Source organism: Alkalihalobacillus sp. FSL W8-0930, from assembly GCA_037965595.1.
Taxonomy (GTDB): domain Bacteria; phylum Bacillota; class Bacilli; order Bacillales; family Bacillaceae_D; genus Alkalicoccobacillus.
In genome coordinates, this window is the sequence record CP150183.1 from 2,529,623 (window position 1) to 2,548,433 (window position 18,811).

An 18,811-nucleotide genomic window follows, 5' to 3' on the forward strand; every position below is an offset into this window, starting at 1 on the left:
TTATGGATAAACAGGAACAACATCCAGCCCCGTTGTTTCATCCCAACCGTTCATTACATTCATATTTTGTATCGCCTGACCTGCCGCGCCCTTTACCATGTTATCAATCACTGATACGATGGTTGCTCGACCCGTTCGCTCATCATATGACAACCCGATATCACAGTAATTGCTTCCGTATACTTCTCTTGTAGCCGGGTAGTGATTTTCTTTTCTGATTCGGACAAATGGTGAGTCTTTATACACATCATTGTATAACTGATGTAGCTTTTCTTGGCTGTAGGATTCTTTTAGTTGCACATACATGGTTGTCATGATGCCTCGAACCATTGGCACAAGATGCGTCTGGAACGTAATCGCATCAATTTTGTCATTCCATCGTTTAAGCTGTTGCTCAATTTCTGGTGTGTGCTTATGACTGTTCACCTGGTAGATCTTAAAGTTCTCACTCATTTCACTATAATGAGTCATAGCGGATGTTGACCTACCCGCACCAGATGTACCTGTTTTTGCATCAATAATAATTGAATGGTGCTCTACCAAATCTTGCTGTACTAACGGTGCTAAACCTAGTAGTGCGGCCGTTGGGTAACATCCTGGGTTTGCAATAATGGATGCTGATTGAACCTCTTCACTCGCCCATTCATTTAATCCATAGATTGCTAGATCAATGGTTGTTTGGTCTGCTGCCTTGCGTTTATACCAGCTTTCATAAATAGCTGGATCCTCTAATCTAAGATCACCTGATAAATCAATAACCTTTGTTCCGTTCTTTGCTACCTGGTACGTACTCTCTGCCGACACTCCAGGTGGTGTAGCCATAAACACAAGGTCCGTTTCTTGACTTACAACGTCTGGATCAAATGCTTTTAATGTTAAATCGTACACATCGGTTAGATGAGGATACGAATCACTAATATGTACGCCGTCTTTGGATGATGTATATAGATGAATATATTTTACTTTTGGATGGTTCTTCAATAAGCGGAGAAGCTCTGCCCCGCCGTAGCCTGTAGCTCCAACAATTCCTATTCTCATCTAGCTCCCGCTCCGTTTCTATCTCTCTCTGATTTTCTCTTGTGTTTCATTATAAATATGAATAAAAATAAATTCAACTGTATTTTTATTTTATTTTCAAAGAAAAACGAAAAAGGTTGTTACACTAGATATAAAAAGAGCGTAACTCGATTGGATTTAATCGGGTTACGCTCTTTTTTCATTCAATTAGATGTGTAATATTCATTAAAGCTGTATAAATATTTACTTTGTTTCGATTGCTTGCTTTAGATCTTTAATGTACTCTTCTTGGTCTGTTTCTAAACCATCGTATTTACGAATGACATGACCCTCTGGATCTACTAGGAAAAATGCCGTTGTATGCAAAATATCTGAACCGTCTTCTGCTTTCTCTAAACGTGATTTAAAGGAATCCAATGAAAATTGAACGATCTCTTCCTCCTCATAACCAGTAGCAAAGGTCCACGTTTCAAAATCAACTCCTAGGTTTGTCCCGTACTGCTTCAAAAGCTCAGGATTGTCCTGGTTTGGATCAACTGTAAACGATATGACCTTAACCGGAAGCTCCTCTTCAATTGCCTCGGCTTGAAGATTCTGCAAGTTAGGTGATAAAAGCGGACAAACAGTAGAACAATTCGTAAAGATCATATTCGCAAGCCAGTAGTCCCCTTCAAAGTCAGAGACCTGAGTCACTTCCTCATCCTGATTTGTAAATTCAAGGTTTGTTACCTTCATGCCGGCTTCACTTATATCATAAGTAGAATCTGTTTCTTTTGCTCCTATTTCATACACCCAGCTGCATCCTGTAAGTATGAGCACTAAAAACCCAAGCAAACCATATTTCATTTTCATACGTCTCTCCTACCTTTTACAACGAAGGAATATCGCTTATCGTCATGGATCCTTCCTGTTGTTTTTCTTTCCGTAACCACTGCTTAAACACATAGCCAATTGTAATGCCATAGACTACCTCTTGCATAATCTTCATGAGAACACCAGCAAGCTGCTGATCCATTCTCGTGTCCAAAAAAGCCAAAGGTGCAGATGGTCCATTAAACATGGAAAGAGGAATCTCAGTCCCTGCTGGCAAACAATAGGACATCACATTTGCCCAAACAACCGGATCCGTATACGTTGCATACATTGAAGCCGGAGCAAAAATAATTAGCGCACAAGCTGGCGTAATTAAAATCCCATTTGCAAAGATATAGCCGATCCGTCTTAAATCTGACAGCTGGTAGACGCTTGGCAACGGCGCAAGCATATGCCACCACATTAATGCCGCAGCAAATAGTAATCCATACTGGTACACACTATGTAAAATCGGCGACTGCATCAGACTATCAAACATAAAAGGGACATGATAGAATGAAAACAGGCCATTAAATAATAGAAGTGCTAAAATCGGATGACTAAAAAAGCGAAAGATTGGTTGAATGCCTCTGCTTTTTAACCACTCAGCTGCCTGCGAGAATACCCATTTAGGTAATCCTAGAAGCAGGAAAGGAACAGCGACAAAGTAGGCGAGTACCATCTGCAGCATATGAATGCTCATCACCATATGTCCTGCTAGATACAAAGGGCTCCCCCATCCCCCATAAAGTGCTAGCATCCCTAAACCAAAATAGATTTTTTGCCGTAGTGATGTGTTTGAAAGAACGTGTTGATGTCTTTTTTCATATTTAATGAGCCAGCCATATACAATAGAAACAAGGATAATGCCAACGATTAATTCTGGTGTCCAAAGTGCACGGAATGTAAACGTTGTCCACAATGACTCCATAACGCGTCTCCCCCTTAGACCGGGATTTTCATTTTCATCATTCTCCATCCACTATACCACAAATGAAAACGTATCCGCAGGTCAATTTCGTGACAGTATGCAATCTTATAAACTATGTAGTAGAAAGGATTTTACCTATGCCATCAAAACATCTTATCGCACTTGATCTTGACGGAACTCTATTAACGGATGATAAAACAATCTCCGCACGCTCAAAGCAAGCAATCGAGAAAGCAAAGGCATATGGACACATCGTTGCCATTTCAACTGGCCGTCCTGTTCGAGCTAGTCTTAATTATTACCGTGAGCTTGGGTTAACAAGTCCAATGGTTAACTTTAATGGTGCATTTGTTCACAACCCAGATGCCCCGTCCTTTGGTTCGTATCACAGCCCTCTTGACTTAAAAACAGCCAAAACGGTCATTGAGACCTGTGAAGCTTTTCGCGTGAGCAATATTATGGTAGAAGTGATGGACGACTTTTACTTACGTTACAAAGATGAATTATTTGTAGAAGCTTTTACAGCAGGTCAGAACCCTATTGATTACGGCAATCTACTAAATATTCTTCAAGATGCACCAACCTCTGTCTTAATTCATCCTCAATATGACCAGGCTGAATCTCTTAGAGACTTATTAAAAAAGGCGCATGCAGAAGTAATTGAACAAAGAGTATGGGGTGCACCTTGGAACATTATTGAAGTAATTCGTGCCGGAGTTAATAAAGCGGTAGGATTAAAACGAATCTCAGACTATTACGGAATTCCTAGTGAACGAATCATTGCTTTTGGTGATGAGGATAATGACCTGGAAATGCTTGAATTTGCTGGACAAGGTGTGGCTATGGGCAATGCCATTCCTGAGCTTAAGTCTGTGGCAAATCATATTACCCTAACCAACGAAGAAGATGGAATTGCGGAGTATTTAGAAGAAGCATTAAATCTTTCAGTTAAATAACTTCAAAAAACGTAACAGCACGGTTTTCAATCAATGAAATATGATAAGATTTACTAGAGTAACGGACTTTAGGAGGATTCATATGATTGAAATTGTGGAAGTAGATAATCACGCAGATCAGCTTCTTCGCACTCAAATTGTTGATCTTTTGATGGAACAAATGCAGTCAATCGGTCCAAAGGATGGACGACCTGAGTTAGAAGAAACAATCAACCGAGCGCTTGAACCTGGTTCAAAGGCACACTTGTTTATTGCAATCAGTGAACATAATGGTGTTGTTGGTGCTGCCTTCCTCAATGTTGGATTAAGTCTTGGCAAGGGTGGCCAGTATATCTGGTTAAATGATTTGTTTGTCACGAAAGATTTTAGGAACAGAGGAATCGCAAAAAAATTACTCCTTCGCATCATCTACTGGGCTGAACAAAAGAAAATCAAAGGAATTGAATTAGAAACCGGCAGAAATAACGAAGCAACAAAAGCACTTTATAATTCACTTGGATTTTATGATGTCATTTCTAAAAGGTACGGGTTTAGGTTTTAAGTAAATGCGAGAACGAGGCTGGACATAACTAAAAATCAATTTGAAAAGGGCGAATGATTCGATTGTAGAATCATTCGCCCTTTTTGATTTTATATGAACAAGCAAGGGATTCTCCTGTAGTGGATTAATTGCTATGTTTTTGTTTTCTCGCTACATACATGTTATGTCCCGCCCTTGTTTTTTTGTTTCAAACTTCACTTCGTCCAAAAACAAATCCAAGCTGCCCATTTTTGTGATAATTGGGTTTTTTGCGTCTTTTTTTCGCCTGATTTACATATGATGTAGCAAACTTAACAACAGTATTTGACGCTTGTAAAAGGGGTGTACACACTCATGAGAGACGCGTATTTTGATGTGGAGTTTACTGAAGTCTACATTGAGCTAACGAAAACGGCTCTTCATCAGTTTATTAAGCGCATGATGAGTCAGCACTATTCTCTCTTCTGGAGATACGATACCACCACCATTTTCTTAATGATCGAAATGGAGGATTATATCCACGAGCTTCCATTTGTACGTAATGCTTCGTTTTTAACATTATCTGCAGAGAGGCTGAATATCTATGATGAAATCCTCGCTGCAGCTCTTGAGAAGCTACTACAATGTGAAAAAGGAAATGGCATCGTAAAACGGGCAGGAAATGGCCCAATGTACATTACCTCATACCAAGCTGGGGACATTGAATCCATGATTGAAATTGATGGGAGTGAGAAGGTCATGATGAACCGAAATGGCTCGATGGTCCAGTATCGGGATGACGGAAAAGCTTTAGATCCGCGTACAATCTTTAACATGATGAATCTTGAAATTGACTATGTTTTAATGGAACTATTTGAATCGCTTCAAGAGGACAATGAAAAAAAGGTTACACTCCACAAGCAAAGGTTAAAGCGCCTCATCAACAGACGTGAGCAAGTGAAACAGCTTCTCTAATCATTCTCCGCAAGCACAGGTTCTGGTGCTTGCATTTTTTCGGGCTCCCTCCATACATATACCCAATAATCCTCCCTACCTTTATTTCTCTTTCAGAAAAAGTTACAATAGAGAGATGCTTTAAGATAGATGAGGTGATACGCATGAAATTCCCTATCCATATAAATACTGAAGAGGTAGCAAGCAAGCTACAGCCTTCTGTTGTTTCAACCTATAAAAAGCTAGCCGCTTCTCGTTATTTTACGGCTAGTCATTTGGAGCTGCTTTCTAGTGAGGCTAAGCATACCCTTCATACTCACCACAGCGAATCTGGTGTATGGGGGCATCTTCTTTATATTGAAGGCGTGTTTCAGCGATCGATTCAAAACAGTACATCCGAACAATCTCATAGACGGTTTGAACATTTCTATACATCACTCGAAGAAGACATCAATAAGGCGTTAGAAGAGCACAAAGATTCCCAGGCCGTTCGTGCTTTTATGAGACAGCTTGTTGTGCGACTGGAACAGGACCAGAAGTATGAATATGCACCCTGGCCTTCAATTATTGAACACTGTATTCCTACATTGTCAGCAGGACATTTGGAGCATCTAGAAGGAAGCCTTGCATCTAGTTCGTTACATCGTGGCTCTGCAGCAGCTGTTCGATTAAAAAGCTATGTGACCTTACTTGTCGGTAAAGAAAAGCAAGCACTCGATCAATTGCTTACTTTCAAAGCAAACTGGTCCGAGCAACAATTAACCATACACTTTAAGTGCTTAGAATCTCGTGAACGCTGGGAAACGATCCTGCATTGGTTAAAGCAACTCTTTCCAACCAAAACACAAAACAAATATGGTTCTCTGCAAGCTTTTGCCGATCGCAGTCATTCCCATTTAAATCAGAATGGTGGATTTTTAACGGACGTGTGGGATCGTTGGTTGCTTGCACCAAGCTTTCAACGATTTGCAGCCCTTACAGCTCACGAGAAAAAAGATAAAAAACAACAAATTGTTGACTATCTACTCCCGAGACTCGAAGCACAGCTTCACCAAACTCAGACCGTTCAAGTCTATATTCGTCTTCTTCATGATCAGCAACGGTTTGATAAAGCGGCTGAATATTTTTTAATGCATGAACGAAACCCTTCTCGTTTACATGAAGATAAAGAAGCACTTATTGAAACGATGAAGACTTTTACGCCTGAACTTTTAAAACCAGTGTTTCACCAATTTGTCGTTCGACTTGCGGAAAAGAAATCAAGAGTACATTATGAAAAAGCAGCTTTTTACGTGTCGGAGCTTTTACAGGTTTATCAGCTCGATCACTCAGAAGCTCTTTTCTACGATTATTTAGAGCGACTAAAAGCGGAGTATAAAACCTACCGTGCATTTATCAAGGAGCTGAATGTGATCCATGCGTAAAATGATCATTCATGGAGGATGGGTAGATAAACACTTTTTTGTGTGGGCAGAACAAACCAAAAAGTCCAGATTTGATCAAGTGGATAGCTTTAAATACCCATTTCTCTATTCACCTTTTGAATTAAAATTAATGCTGTATCAAACCGACCCCCACTCCTTTTATGGCACATTTGTGCATACGGGACAGGCAGTTTTACAAGTACCTTTGCAAAACCGTCAAGTGCAGTCTCCTGCTGGGGATGCAACTGTGTATCAAGCAGATCAGCAAACAAAATATTATCCATTCCCTGTTGAAGGCATTAAGCTTACGTCAGATGAGTTTGTTGCACAGCTCGCCTTACTTAAAACGTGGTCTGACCTTCCTTTTGTTGAATTTGGTTATGACTTAAGCGTTTGGATCGACCTAGCTGATAAAGTGAAATCCTTGATTGAGGACGGTCAATTTTTGCCGGCAGCAGATGGTACATGGAAACTAAAAGAAAATCATATCCCTTTAAAATCATGGGCCGCTGCTTTACCGCAAGTAAGCTACTCATTGCATGCGGAGCAACCGAGTAGTAAAGATATAGAATCTGATCGATTAAAGGAAGAACGATTAGCCAACATTCTACACACGATTGCAGATGCCTCTATACGATCAGTCATGAATAAGCCAACTGTACAAGAAGCATTTGATGGATGGCGTGAAAGTGTCGGTGAAAAGTGGAGACCTCTCGTACAGACTCTTGCTTCTAAAGCCGCTAAACAAACTCCAATGGTTCAACCTAAGGGGCGTCTAGAGCAGGAACTTGGGACAAGTAAGCAAACCCCTTTTCAAACGGCACTTCGCGTTGAAGAACCCATTGATCCAAATGGTGAGTGGAAGGTTAAACTGTGTCTAAGCGATCGTGAACACCCTACGCACATTGTAGAAATGGCAGATCTAGAAAAGGGAGAACACCCTTGGCGCATAAACCCAATCAGTCATCTTAAAATGGATGCTGCTTCCATCTCAAAGGCCGTTCCTTTTCTAGAACAAATGAGTTTAGCGAATGCAACCGTTTCGTTAGATGCCGATGATGTTTATCTCTTATGTACAACATATGACGGCACCCTTCAAGAACTAGGTGTGCACTTAATTGTTCCTAATTGGCTAAAGCAGAAGCATTCATTTAATGTGAATTTAGCTGTTGATACACCTAAACAACAGGATATCTACAGTGAACCACTATTAAATTGGGAGAATGTTGCTGACTTTACGTATACAATTGCTATTGGAGATGTGGTGCTTTCATCTGAGGATTTCACTCAATTTGTAGAAGAAAAAAGACCTTTCATCTATCAAAATGGTCAATGGGTTGCATGGGACCCATCCATGGCAAAGAAGCTTGAATCCTACCTTGACAAGCTTGATCAACAAGCGACCTATTTAGATACCCTACTTCTTGATGAAGCGGTCGGAGAAGATGACCTTGATCTTGATGTTGAATGGGAGATTGAATGGCAGGAAGAGATGAAAGAACGGCTCACAAAAGTCTATCAGGAGGAGCCCCCTCTTATCTCTCTACCAGAAACATTTCCTGGCGAGCTTAGAGAGTATCAGCATAAGGGAGTATCCTGGCTTACCCACTTACGTCGTGCGGGCTTTGGAGGCGTATTAGCAGATGATATGGGCCTTGGCAAATCCATTCAGACCTTAGTGTATATGCTGTATGTGAAAGAGGCTCAAAAACAGGCTCAAACAGACCATTCAGAGCCGTTTCTCTTAATTTGTCCAACGTCTCTTCTATATAATTGGGCGCACGAGGCCCAGCAATTTGCTCCATCTCTGAGAGTGTTTATTCATCACGGGCAAACGCGCATTACGCAGCTTCTAGATAGTCAAGAGCTTGAAGAATGGGATTTAGTCTTAACCTCCTACCAGCTTGCTGTACGAGATGCTGAAGCCTTTCAAAACATCCATTGGAATGGAATGGTTCTTGATGAAGCACAGCATATTAAGAATGTTGATACTAAACAGCGAAGAGTGATCAAGCAATTTAAAGCAAATCACATCCTTGCTTTAACTGGTACGCCTATTGAAAACCGCTTAAGAGAGCTCTGGTCATTAATGGACGTGACAAACCCGACCTTACTTGGCCGCTATCATGCATTTCAAAATCAATTTATAAAAAAAATTGAGAAAGAAAAAGATTCAGAACGACTCGAGCAGCTACAAGCAACGATTCGCCCATTTATTTTAAGACGTAAAAAGGATGATTTAACGCTTCAGTTAAATTTACCCGAGAAGAAGGAGCAGCTTCATCACGTGCACCTTTCTCTTGAACAGGCCGCTTATTATCAAGCTGTGGTGGAGGAAGTGTCTAAGCAGCTGCATGAAGTTTCCAACATGGAACGACGTTCGCTTATCCTGAGAAGCTTAACGAGGCTCAAACAGATTTGTAATCACCCTGCTCACTTCTTGAAAACACGAGACATGGACGCACACGAATCTGGTAAGTGGGATGAATTTTTGCGAATTATTGATTCCATTCAAGAACGTGGAGAAAAGGTACTGATCTTCACTCAGTACAAAGAAATGGGCTCACTGATTACTCAAGAGCTTGAAAAACGTATGAATCATCCGGTTCCCTTTTTACACGGTAGTCTTACGAGAGCCATGAGGCAGGCCTTAATTACTGATTTCCAAACTAATGAGCAAACATCGGCTTTTGTGCTTTCCTTAAAAGCTGGAGGCGTTGGGTTAAACTTAACGGCAGCGACTCATGTGATTCATTACGACCGCTGGTGGAACCCAGCAGTTGAGAATCAAGCGACGGACCGCGCATTTCGAATTGGTCAAACCTCAGATGTAACAGTCCATAAACTGATTACAACCGGAACAGTCGAGGAACGAATTAACCGAATGCTTGTTTCAAAACAAACACTGGCCGACGAAATCTTATCCTCAGAGGCAGCTCAATTCACGGAAATGTCGGATGACGAAGTCTTACAGCTTATCCGTCTAACCAAAGAGTAAAGGAGCAATCAACGGATGGATCCTCTATTTAAAACGTATTGGTATGGCAAAAAGAAACCTTTAGAACCAATATCAAATGACATGTTACAAACAGATGATGAAGAAGGAAAAGCGTGGACCACGTTTAAGAAGGCTGTACAAGAAGCCATTCAATCTGAATCAAAGACAAAATAAAAAAAGCTCTGACTCATGGAAATACCATGGGTCAGAGCTTTTTCTTATGACTTTGTAATATCGACGTCAATCGTTGTAACTGGTAATTCTACTTCATTTTGAGGCTTGCCTACAATCTCTGCTGACAACGTATAATGTCCTTCTTCAAGATCGGCTACAGAAATGGATTCTTGAAACTTCTGGGTTCCTCCTGTTTCAATCTCCTCTTCAATTAAAGCCATTGTAAACATCATGCCTTCCGAAAATCGGTACACTTCTTCTTCTGATTCATCGGTTAATACAAGCTCATACGTTTGCGAGCTAGGATAGATCAGAGTCTGAACTTCGTCTGTTTTATTCGTTAACAGCATGTTCACACGCAGCTGCTCACTATCCTGTACGGCTTGTACTTCAAGCTGCCAGCCATTCATTTCTTCCACTCCTTGCTGATTTGATTCGTTCTCATCAGGTGCTTCTGTTTCTTGCCCACAAGCGGTTAAAGCAAAAAGAAATCCTAAAACAAGAATGGACGTAAGCATTTTGTACATGATGTTCACTCCCTATTGTTTATTGAATAATCCGTAGACGCTTGCTGTTTCAACAATATTCGTAAACGCTTCGGGATCAACATCATTAATAATCGTCTTAAGGTCATATAGCTCATAACGGGTTAACACGATAAATAATACTTCTTTATCGTCAGAGGTATATCCTCCTTTTGCAGGTACTCTTGTGATCCCCCGAACCAAGCGTTCGTGAATCGCAGCTCGCAGCTCCTCTGCATGATTCGTCACAATCATTGCAGTAAGCTTAACATATCGAGTATGGATCGCATCAATCACCCTAGACGTAACGTACAATGCAACAAGCGTATACAACGCCTTCTCTGGATCAAATAAGATACCCGCGGCCAGTACAATTAAGCTGTTTAACACAAAAAAGTAGATTCCTACCGGACGGTCACTATACCTTGCAAGAACCAAAGCGATAATGTCCAAGCCACCGGACGAGGCACCCCATCTTAGCATAAGGCCAGCACCAACTGCACCAAGCACTCCACCAAACACCGCGTTTAATAGAATATCCTGCGAGAACGCATACTCAGGTAGTACTTCGAGAAAAAAGGATGTGATGGCTACACTGATAAAGCTATAAATGGTAAAGCTTTTTCCGACCTTCATCCAGCCAAGAATCGCAACCGGAATGTTTAATAAGAATAACAGCAATCCGGTTGAAAGATCAAATAGGGATGCAATTAATTGAGAAACACCCGTAAAACCACTTGCAAACACATCTGCAGGTATTAAAAAGAAATTTAATGAAGCGGCAAGCAACGCCGACCCAATAATAATAATGATCATTTTTTGGACTTCTTTAATCATTCATACACCTCTTGTTTTATTACCCATATACCTCTTTTTATAATAAGTGTGAGGTAAACCAGTCAGTTAATTGGAATAATGCCTTTCTAGATACAGCATGCCCAGTTTCTTTTTCTGTATAAAGGGCTAGTCGTTCTGGAAAATGCTCATAATCGTGAAGTAATTCGTTATACAGTGTTGTAGAATAACGAGCAGGAACAACCTGGTCAGCTTCTCCATGCCAAATCATTAAAGGTCTTCCATTCAACTTATGAAGCTGCGTGGATAAATCAAACGTTCGGAGCTTTGCTAATGTTTCGTTCACGTGAACCTCCGGAACCTGAAAACCTTGACGGCCTATATGCTCAATTTGCATTGTAGCGAAATGTTCATAATAGGCACTACCCATTAGGCTCACAGCCGATTGTATCCACTCATATTGACTTAATGCGCCGTACGTTGTAATTCCTCCCATTGATGTGCCTGCTACACCTATTCGACTTGGATCAATCAGCCCTCGTGCTATAAAGTGATCTTTTAGTTTGTCCAGCTCTTGAATGGAGTTCATAACGATGTCCCAAAGAAGAATCGTTCGCTGCATTCCCGTGACACCGGCTTCTCTCTCGCCGTGATGCAGAGCATCAGGTAAGATTACTCGGAATCCTTTTTGTGCAAGCTGGTACGCGATATGTAAGTTTTGATCTTTTGCACTTGTTAACCCGTGAAAGAAAAAAACAACAGGTTGATTTGACTGCTGATGGAGCGATTCTTTTGCAACATGTAAGAGTGGAATATCATCTACTTGTTCTCTCACTATTGAAATCATGGTGACATATCTCCTTTTTGAAAAAGAAATAAGGGCCAGAACATAGCTTATATTTGACAAAAATACGAACGGCAAATGATTCAATTGCAGAATCATTTGCCCCTTTTTAATGATTTTTAGTTTTGTCCCAGCCTCTTACCTATTTTAATTGCTTCTGCTGCTCTTCATTGTAGCGTTGTACACTATACAATGCACCTTCGCCTACCATTTTACTATCCTCCGACTTCGGAACAGGATTTCCTAATTGATCGTCCTTTTTGGTGTGGTCTGGTGTTATTTTATCAGAGACTTTAGCGTACGAATCTTTCATAACCTTTGAAACTTGTTTACGACGTGATTCGTCATTTAACCAAATAACCGCTCCACTTACTGCTCCTGCAACTGCTGAAGCGACAAGCCATTTTTTAACTCCCATCACTACTCTCCCCTTCCTTTTCTTATTATTATAATTTCCTATTCAACTCGTACTTAAACATCAATTCTGTCGTTTCAATCTTTATAGAGCTCGTCTGTTTGTTTAACAACCCATTCGAGCCCTTCCTTCACGTCGCCTTGCCATGACAGCATCCCACCAGCAAAGTTACGAACATTCAACATTCCTTGATCTTTTAAGTAGCGCGCGACATTTTGACTTCGCTTTCCACTTCTACAAATAAACACGTAAGAAGACGTGCGATCAAAATCATCTGCAAAGCTTGGAATGGTATTCATTGGAATAAGCGGAACACCAGGAATATGCCCTTCTGCATACTCATCCAATTCGCGAACATCAATTAAAATTGGTTCCTTTGCACCCGTTAAAATAAGCTCACGTAACTCATCTTGGTCAATCTGTACAATTCCATCTTCTTCAAAAGACATACTCTCACCCTCAAATTCTTTTTATATAGTGTACGAAAGTGCCCCTGTCAAGTCAATCTACAGGTTTTCTTCGATTAAGTTTTATCAAACGGTATGTGTGTGAAACGATGACTTTACCAACAGCATAGGTTGGAACAGCAAGTAGTAACCCAAGCAATCCCGCAAAACGACTTGCTGCAAGTAATAGAAAAATAATCGTTACAGGATGGATATTTAGCTGACGACCCATAATTTGCGGTGAGATCAGATTGCTTTCAATTTGTTGAATGATTAGAACCCCAACAATAACGGCAACAACCATAAACGGTGAATCAAAGATCGCTACAATAACCGCCGGAGCCGTACCGATCCACGGCCCGATAAAGGGAATAACGTTGGTAAGCATCGCAACGATTGCAAGCACGAGGGCGTACTCTATACCGATGCTCAAATATAAAATTAAACAAAGTACACCAACACAGACACTCACCAAAATTTGGCCCTGTAGATACGAACTTAATGCATTGTCCATATCTGAAAGGATTCGTCTAGCTTCTTCTCGTTGCTTAGAAGGGATAAATTTTAAAAGAAAAGCAGGCGCTTTGTCTCCTTCTTTTAGAAGGTAGAACAATACAAATGGGACAATAACTAATACAATCACCACATTTGCGATGGCTCCCACAATTTTAGCTATATTCGAACCTATCGCACTTACGTACCCTTCCAGGTTCCCTGTAAATTGTTCAACAAGATCATTAAAGGAATTCTCGCTGGATTCCTGGAATCGTTGCACGTATTCATTCTCTTGTAACTGTAGAAGCATATCCTGACCTTGATTTATGTAGCTTGGAACATTATCAATAAAGCTTTGTGTTTGCTTTTGAATTTCCGGTCCTACGAGTAAAACACTTCCTGTTCCAAGACCAATTAATGCGAGAAACACAATTAAAATGGACAAGCCTCTTGGAACCTTCTTACTAAGCAAATTAACGAGTGGTCTCATTAAATAATAAAACACACCTGCGATCGCTATCGGTGCAAAAAGTGTTCGCACAAGTAAAGAAATTGGTTGGAAAATGAAGTCTACAAGTGAAGCTAAATAGATGATAATTAAAACTAGAGCAGTTCCAAGCCCCACTCTAAAAAATTTCGATTGAACCATATCGGGCAAATTCCTTCCTGCAACGTTTTTTTTAGTATATCACTCTTGATCTGACAACTGAAATGAGAACTTAGGCGTTTTTATAGAATATTGTGGACCGGCAATAAATATGTTTGAAGCTCTCTACCTATTCCCGAAAAGCATAGAAAAAAACGCAGACAACCAAGGAGGTTTATCTGCGTTTGCTTTAAGACTGTGTAAGTGTAAATGTGTGCTCTGGAAATGCTTCTTCGAGTTCTTTAATCATTTCAACGTCGTCAAGTTCATTTGCAGATTTCGCATATGTATCCGTAAACCGCTCTTGAAAATAACCAAGCATATCAATTGTTCGGTTAAAAACAACAAGAGAATCATGTTCACTCGCGAAATCCACTACTGCCTGATAATCTGTTGTTTCAACCGTTACATATAATTGATGATCCCCGCTTGATAACTCAATCTGAAAAGGTCGCTGTTCATATTCATTAATAACAAAAGCTCTAGGTACTGATAATGCTCTCGCTTGCTTGTCTGTCACTTGCTCTAAAGCTGTTCCCGTTACAAAGTAGTCTTTTTCGTAAGCCACAGGGACAAATGAATTGAGCTGAATATACGAAGCAAGAGCGAATGCACTTAATAAAATGGAGATCAGATGGTCATGCTTTTTTGATCTCTTCTTTATAAATCTGGGTAAATAGATGCTTCCTACCGTTATAAGAGAAAGCAAGATACCAACTAAAATGATTTGAAACGTTAATTCTGATAAAACAACCACTAAACTCTTCCTCTCCTAATCACTTAAACCAACTTATATGCTATCACAGGTTGGAATAAGAGAGAAGATTATAACGGCATATTCCCATGTTTTCGCTCAGGTAGCGTTCTCTTCTTATTGGTCAGAAATGAAAATGCCTGGATCAGCCGTTCTCTAGTCTCACCAGGTGAGATAATCTCATCGATTAATCCAACCTCAGCTGCTTTGTATGTAGACGCATACTGCTTGCGATACAAGTCCATTTTCTCTTTTTTTGTTTGTTCGGGATTTGTACTTTCCTGAATTTCTTTTGCGTAAATAATGGAAGATGCGCCTTCTGGACCCATAACTGAAATCTCTGAAGCTGGCCAAGCAAAAACAAAATCCGCTCCAATAGCTTTACTATTTAGAGCTACAAATGCCCCACCATATGCTTTTCGAGTAACAACCGTTATTCTCGGGACCGTTGCTGTGGCAAATGCGTAAATGATTTTTGCTCCATGACGAATTAACCCGGCCTGTTCTTGATCTACTCCCGGCATAAACCCACTTACATCCTCTAACACTAGTAAGGGGTAACCAAATGAATCACAGAAGCGAATAAACCGTGCTGCTTTGTCTGAGGCGTCCACATCAATGCATCCGGCCTTTACTTTTGGATTCGTGGCAATCATGCCGATCGGTTGTCCATTTAATTTAGCAAAACCAACAATCATATTGCGTGCAAATTTCTCATGAATTTCATAAAAGGAGTCTACATCGACCAGTCCACAGATGACCTTTTTGCTATCGTAGCCCTTTCTTGAATCTTCCGGTAACATATGATCGATTTGCTTTACGTTTGGTGCAACCACATCACTTGATGGAACAGGCTTCCATGCACAAAGTAATGCTCGCACCTGTTGAAATAAATGCTCCTCTGTTTGTGTTGTCACATGCGCATTCCCGCTTATGGTCGCATGCATCGTGGCGCCTCCGAGCTCCTCTGGACAACTGCTTGAACCGGTTACAGCTTGCACAACCTTAGGTCCTGTGATAAACATTTGGCTTGTTTTTTCAACCATAAAGATAAAATCAGTTAATGCAGGCGAATAGACAGCCCCTCCTGCGCACGGTCCAACGATTAACGAGATCTGTGGGATCACTCCAGAATAGGTAGCATTTCGATAAAAGATGTTCCCGTATCCCTCCAGTGCTGCAATTCCTTCCTGGATTCTAGCTCCACCCGAATCATTTAGCCCAATAATCGGAGCGCCCATATCATGCGCGAGGTCCATGATCCAAGCAATCTTCTGTGCATGAATGTTACCCAGAGATCCACCTGCTACGGTGAAATCTTGCGCATACACGCACACTTTCACTCCATGAATGGTCCCAACACCAATGACCACTCCATCGTTTGGATAAGATTTGTCTTGATCTGATCCACAAGTAAACTGCTGATACTCGGTCCAACTGCCTGAATCAAGAAGCTCATCCAATCGTTCTTGAGCCGTTTTCTTTCCCTTTTTATGTTGCTTTTCTTTTTTGACTCGCTCTTCTGATTGGATCATTTGGCGCTTAGATTCTAAGTGCTCTAATGCTTCATGGTTCACGTATCTCACCTCATTGTCTACCTTTTATATGTCCAACCAGAGCTGAGATTATACAAGAGGTCGGGAGATACCATTCATTTGATTAACAAAACACGAACATAGCACAATATCCGCTACGGGAGAATCTCTCGCTCGTCTTACTAAAAATACAAATGGCGAATGATTCAATCTTAGAATCATTCGCCATTATCTCATTGATTTTTTATTTTGCCTCAGCCTCTTCTTGGATCACCCTTACAATCTTATTAAAGGCATCGTGACACAGCGGAACGAACCACCTGATTTAATAATTTCAGAGAAAGGCACTTCGTAAAGATCGAATCCCTTTTCTGTAAGCTTTTTATTCGTATCCTTATTTTCAGGAAGAACAATAATCTTTCCTTCGCCAATGGAGAGAACATTAACCGCAAGAGAAAATTGTTCTTCCTTAGAAACCTCAATAAATGAATAATGTTCGGATAAGATCTTCACACTCTCAGGCTCAATCGCATCTGGGTAGATTAATGCCAGAGAATCAGAAACGGGATTAAACACACAGTCTAAATGCAGGTAGGAACTATCAAAATGAATAGGTTGAACGGTTTTATCTGGATGTTGTTTTTTGATGCGCTCAATAACCTCCGTACACGTTCTGCTACTTACACCTATATAGATATGGTCTCCATCAATGATGACATCCCCGCCCTCAATCGTACCTTCTGTAATTGATTCGAAGGCAATTTGTTTTTGGTCAAGGTAGGTTTTTAAAACCTGTTCTTCACCTTGACGAATAGGTCGTTCTAATGCTGCAAGATACATCGTTTGATCAAGAACAAACCCAATATCGCGTGTGAATACTTGCTCAGGGAATGATTCATCTGCAGTAAGTTCATGAATCTGAACTCCTAAAGAGGATAATGTATCAATGAGCGTTTGATGTTGTTTAAGTGCGGTAGGAATATCAATATTTGTGTCCTTGTAATGGGCCTGAATGGAATTAATCACTTCCTTAATTCGCATATAGGCCGGTGGACATAAAATGACTTCTTTTAGTGTGTCATATTCTGTACGGCAATGACTCTTCATGATAGACTCCTTCTTTCCCTTTATTTCGTTCATTCAGCCAAACAGAAAGCGCATACGAACCTGCCCCCTGGGTTTACATATACTAATGGTGAACCCGTACAAAAGGAGGGTGTCCTATGAATGTGCAACCTGATACATTGTTAACATGGATTAAACAGGATCAATATTTGTATTCTGCTTACCATTATATACAATTAAATATGAAAAATCAGGAAGATGCGTTACGTTTTATGTACGACCTTTATATTCATCCTTCGCCCATTTTGCTAAATGGGTATCAAGCATTTCAATCAAATGAGCAAAAAAGCTGACTGGTTTACATTCCAGCAGCTTTTTTTACTTATTTTCGCTTTACAAAAAGCTTATAAACAAGAACAATGGCTGCAACAATTAGTAATAGGTGAATGAGGCCTCCTGCAACCCGGAAAATAACACCTAATAACCAAACCCCTAAAATAATTAATAAAATGGTCCATAACATTCTAATCACCTCAACATTTCAAATATGCTTCTCGTTAGTTTGTGTTTCCATGTATCACTTTACTCAAAGACCCGTTAAATCTTTGAGTTATTGAAATGTTAAGTGCAGCTTAAAACCATAATCGTAAATGGTTTTTCCACTTTTATACTCTTCTTTTAAGATATGATATTCATTCGTCAAAGACATAAAGCGTTCTTTGTCTTTAGATACAAGTGATTCATCGATCGCCTCGAGCAATTGGTTTTTTTTAGTGTAATAGAGTGAGTATTCTAGAACTGCCTGTGCATAAAGAGAATAAACGGCAGCCTGGGAGCGCTTTTGCAGTTTCTTAATAATTTCAAGCTGCTTTAAAACCTCTTTATCCATTGCGAATTGGTTGCTCATCTGATATCCCCCATTTGCTTTAGATTCTGCTCGAGTTTTTTCGTTGTTGCTGTATATGTACCCCCTTCTTTCGACGGTAAAACCTGATCACACGGCTGATCTATAGGAAATGTATTTAAAAAAGCCGGATGACTCTAATAGTAGAATCACCCGGCTATAGTTAACTCTTTTTCTTTTTGTTTACTGCATTAAGAAAACAATGATCCGTTACTTTAATGAATCTGTGATCTGATGAATGGTTTCAACCACTCGTTCTTTTTGGAACGGTTTAACGATAAAGTCTTTGGCTCCAGATTGGATTGCCTCAAGGACAAGAGCTTGCTGTCCCATTGCCGAGCACATAATGACATTGGCATCAGGATCAAGCTCCTTAATCCTCTTTAATGCCTGTATGCCATCAAGCTCTGGCATGGTGATATCCATCGTCACGAGGTCCGGTTTGAGCGCTTGATATTGCTTTACTGCTTGTAAGCCGTTTTCTGCTTCACCAATTACTTGCAACCCAGCATTTACAAGAATGTCTTTAATCATCATCCGCATAAATGCTGCATCGTCCACGATTAAGATCGTAGCCATCTGT

22 protein-coding genes are annotated in these 18,811 nt (G+C 40.4%); 7 read left to right on the forward strand and 15 right to left on the reverse strand.

All coding sequences use genetic code 11. The features are described from left to right. The 3 genes from argC to ctaG form a co-directional block, all read right to left on the reverse strand. Complete coding sequence (gene argC, locus NSQ54_13520; GenBank protein ID WYP25332.1) at positions 1-1,038, reverse strand: N-acetyl-gamma-glutamyl-phosphate reductase; 1,038 nt, start codon at positions 1,036-1,038, stop codon at positions 1-3. A 222-nt stretch (positions 1,039-1,260) separates the two neighbouring features. After that, positions 1,261-1,869: an SCO family protein gene (locus tag NSQ54_13525; GenBank protein ID WYP25333.1), complete on the reverse strand. Its 609-nt coding sequence runs from the start codon at positions 1,867-1,869 to the stop codon at positions 1,261-1,263. A 16-nt stretch (positions 1,870-1,885) separates the two neighbouring features. After that, complete coding sequence (gene ctaG / locus NSQ54_13530) at positions 1,886-2,800, reverse strand: cytochrome c oxidase assembly factor CtaG (GenBank protein ID WYP25334.1); 915 nt, start codon at positions 2,798-2,800, stop codon at positions 1,886-1,888. A gap of 137 nt (positions 2,801-2,937) precedes the next feature. Between ctaG and NSQ54_13535 the strand changes: the two genes are divergently transcribed. The 6 genes from NSQ54_13535 (at position 2,938) to NSQ54_13560 (ending at position 9,805) form a co-directional block, all read left to right on the forward strand. Then, complete coding sequence (locus NSQ54_13535) at positions 2,938-3,756, forward strand: Cof-type HAD-IIB family hydrolase (GenBank protein ID WYP25335.1); 819 nt, start codon at positions 2,938-2,940, stop codon at positions 3,754-3,756. 82 nt (positions 3,757-3,838) lie between these two features. Further along, complete coding sequence (locus NSQ54_13540) at positions 3,839-4,297, forward strand: GNAT family N-acetyltransferase (GenBank protein ID WYP25336.1); 459 nt, start codon at positions 3,839-3,841, stop codon at positions 4,295-4,297. A gap of 333 nt (positions 4,298-4,630) precedes the next feature. Continuing rightward, a complete protein-coding gene (locus NSQ54_13545) occupies positions 4,631-5,230 on the forward strand; it encodes a hypothetical protein (protein WYP25337.1) in 600 nt (199 codons plus the stop codon). Between the two features lie 143 nt (positions 5,231-5,373). After that, positions 5,374-6,633, forward strand: a complete 1,260-nt coding sequence (locus tag NSQ54_13550) for a hypothetical protein (GenBank protein WYP25338.1) — start codon at positions 5,374-5,376, stop codon at positions 6,631-6,633. Beyond that, entirely contained in the window at positions 6,626-9,631 is a 3,006-nt protein-coding gene (locus tag NSQ54_13555) for a DEAD/DEAH box helicase (GenBank protein WYP25339.1), read from the forward strand. The genes NSQ54_13550 and NSQ54_13555 overlap by 8 nt, the downstream gene beginning before the upstream one ends. Positions 9,632-9,646: 15 nt before the next feature. After that, a complete protein-coding gene (locus NSQ54_13560) occupies positions 9,647-9,805 on the forward strand; it encodes a hypothetical protein (GenBank protein ID WYP25340.1) in 159 nt (52 codons plus the stop codon). A gap of 44 nt (positions 9,806-9,849) precedes the next feature. Here the strand turns inward: NSQ54_13560 and NSQ54_13565 are convergent, their stop codons facing one another. The 9 genes from NSQ54_13565 to NSQ54_13605 all read right to left on the reverse strand — a co-directional run bounded on the left by NSQ54_13565 (position 9,850) and on the right by NSQ54_13605 (position 17,366). Then, entirely contained in the window at positions 9,850-10,332 is a 483-nt protein-coding gene (locus tag NSQ54_13565) for a BsuPI-related putative proteinase inhibitor (GenBank protein ID WYP25341.1), read from the reverse strand. A 12-nt stretch (positions 10,333-10,344) separates the two neighbouring features. Then, the gene (locus tag NSQ54_13570; protein ID WYP25342.1) at positions 10,345-11,166 is read right to left on the reverse strand and encodes a YitT family protein; all 822 of its coding nucleotides are present in this window, start codon (positions 11,164-11,166) and stop codon (positions 10,345-10,347) included. Positions 11,167-11,203: 37 nt separating this feature from the next. Then, entirely contained in the window at positions 11,204-11,971 is a 768-nt protein-coding gene (gene yjfP / locus NSQ54_13575; protein ID WYP25343.1) for an esterase, read from the reverse strand. A gap of 139 nt (positions 11,972-12,110) precedes the next feature. After that, a complete protein-coding gene (locus NSQ54_13580; protein ID WYP25344.1) occupies positions 12,111-12,386 on the reverse strand; it encodes a hypothetical protein in 276 nt (91 codons plus the stop codon). 74 nt (positions 12,387-12,460) lie between these two features. Beyond that, positions 12,461-12,832: a rhodanese-like domain-containing protein gene (locus NSQ54_13585; GenBank protein WYP25345.1), complete on the reverse strand. Its 372-nt coding sequence runs from the start codon at positions 12,830-12,832 to the stop codon at positions 12,461-12,463. 52 nt (positions 12,833-12,884) lie between these two features. Next, positions 12,885-13,973 (reverse strand): AI-2E family transporter, encoded by a 1,089-nt coding sequence (locus NSQ54_13590; GenBank protein ID WYP25346.1) that lies wholly within the window; start codon positions 13,971-13,973, stop codon positions 12,885-12,887. A gap of 187 nt (positions 13,974-14,160) precedes the next feature. Beyond that, entirely contained in the window at positions 14,161-14,727 is a 567-nt protein-coding gene (locus NSQ54_13595) for a hypothetical protein (protein ID WYP25347.1), read from the reverse strand. Between the two features lie 68 nt (positions 14,728-14,795). Continuing rightward, complete coding sequence (locus tag NSQ54_13600; GenBank protein ID WYP28563.1) at positions 14,796-16,259, reverse strand: acyl-CoA carboxylase subunit beta; 1,464 nt, start codon at positions 16,257-16,259, stop codon at positions 14,796-14,798. 276 nt (positions 16,260-16,535) lie between these two features. Beyond that, the gene (locus tag NSQ54_13605; protein WYP25348.1) at positions 16,536-17,366 is read right to left on the reverse strand and encodes an arginine deiminase family protein; all 831 of its coding nucleotides are present in this window, start codon (positions 17,364-17,366) and stop codon (positions 16,536-16,538) included. A gap of 116 nt (positions 17,367-17,482) precedes the next feature. On the opposite strand from NSQ54_13605, the gene NSQ54_13610 reads away from it, so the two are divergent. Beyond that, on the forward strand, positions 17,483-17,677 hold the full coding sequence (locus NSQ54_13610) for a hypothetical protein (GenBank protein WYP25349.1): 195 nt from the start codon (positions 17,483-17,485) through the stop codon (positions 17,675-17,677). A 29-nt stretch (positions 17,678-17,706) separates the two neighbouring features. Here NSQ54_13610 and NSQ54_13615 read toward each other — a convergent pair whose 3' ends face one another. The 3 genes from NSQ54_13615 to NSQ54_13625 all read right to left on the reverse strand — a co-directional run bounded on the left by NSQ54_13615 (position 17,707) and on the right by NSQ54_13625 (position 18,807). After that, positions 17,707-17,847, reverse strand: coding sequence for a lmo0937 family membrane protein (locus tag NSQ54_13615; GenBank protein WYP25350.1), 141 nt, complete (start codon positions 17,845-17,847; stop codon positions 17,707-17,709). 87 nt (positions 17,848-17,934) lie between these two features. Then, the gene (locus NSQ54_13620; GenBank protein ID WYP25351.1) at positions 17,935-18,231 is read right to left on the reverse strand and encodes an IDEAL domain-containing protein; all 297 of its coding nucleotides are present in this window, start codon (positions 18,229-18,231) and stop codon (positions 17,935-17,937) included. A gap of 207 nt (positions 18,232-18,438) precedes the next feature. After that, complete coding sequence (locus NSQ54_13625; protein ID WYP25352.1) at positions 18,439-18,807, reverse strand: response regulator; 369 nt, start codon at positions 18,805-18,807, stop codon at positions 18,439-18,441. Positions 18,808-18,811: the final 4 nt, after the last annotated feature.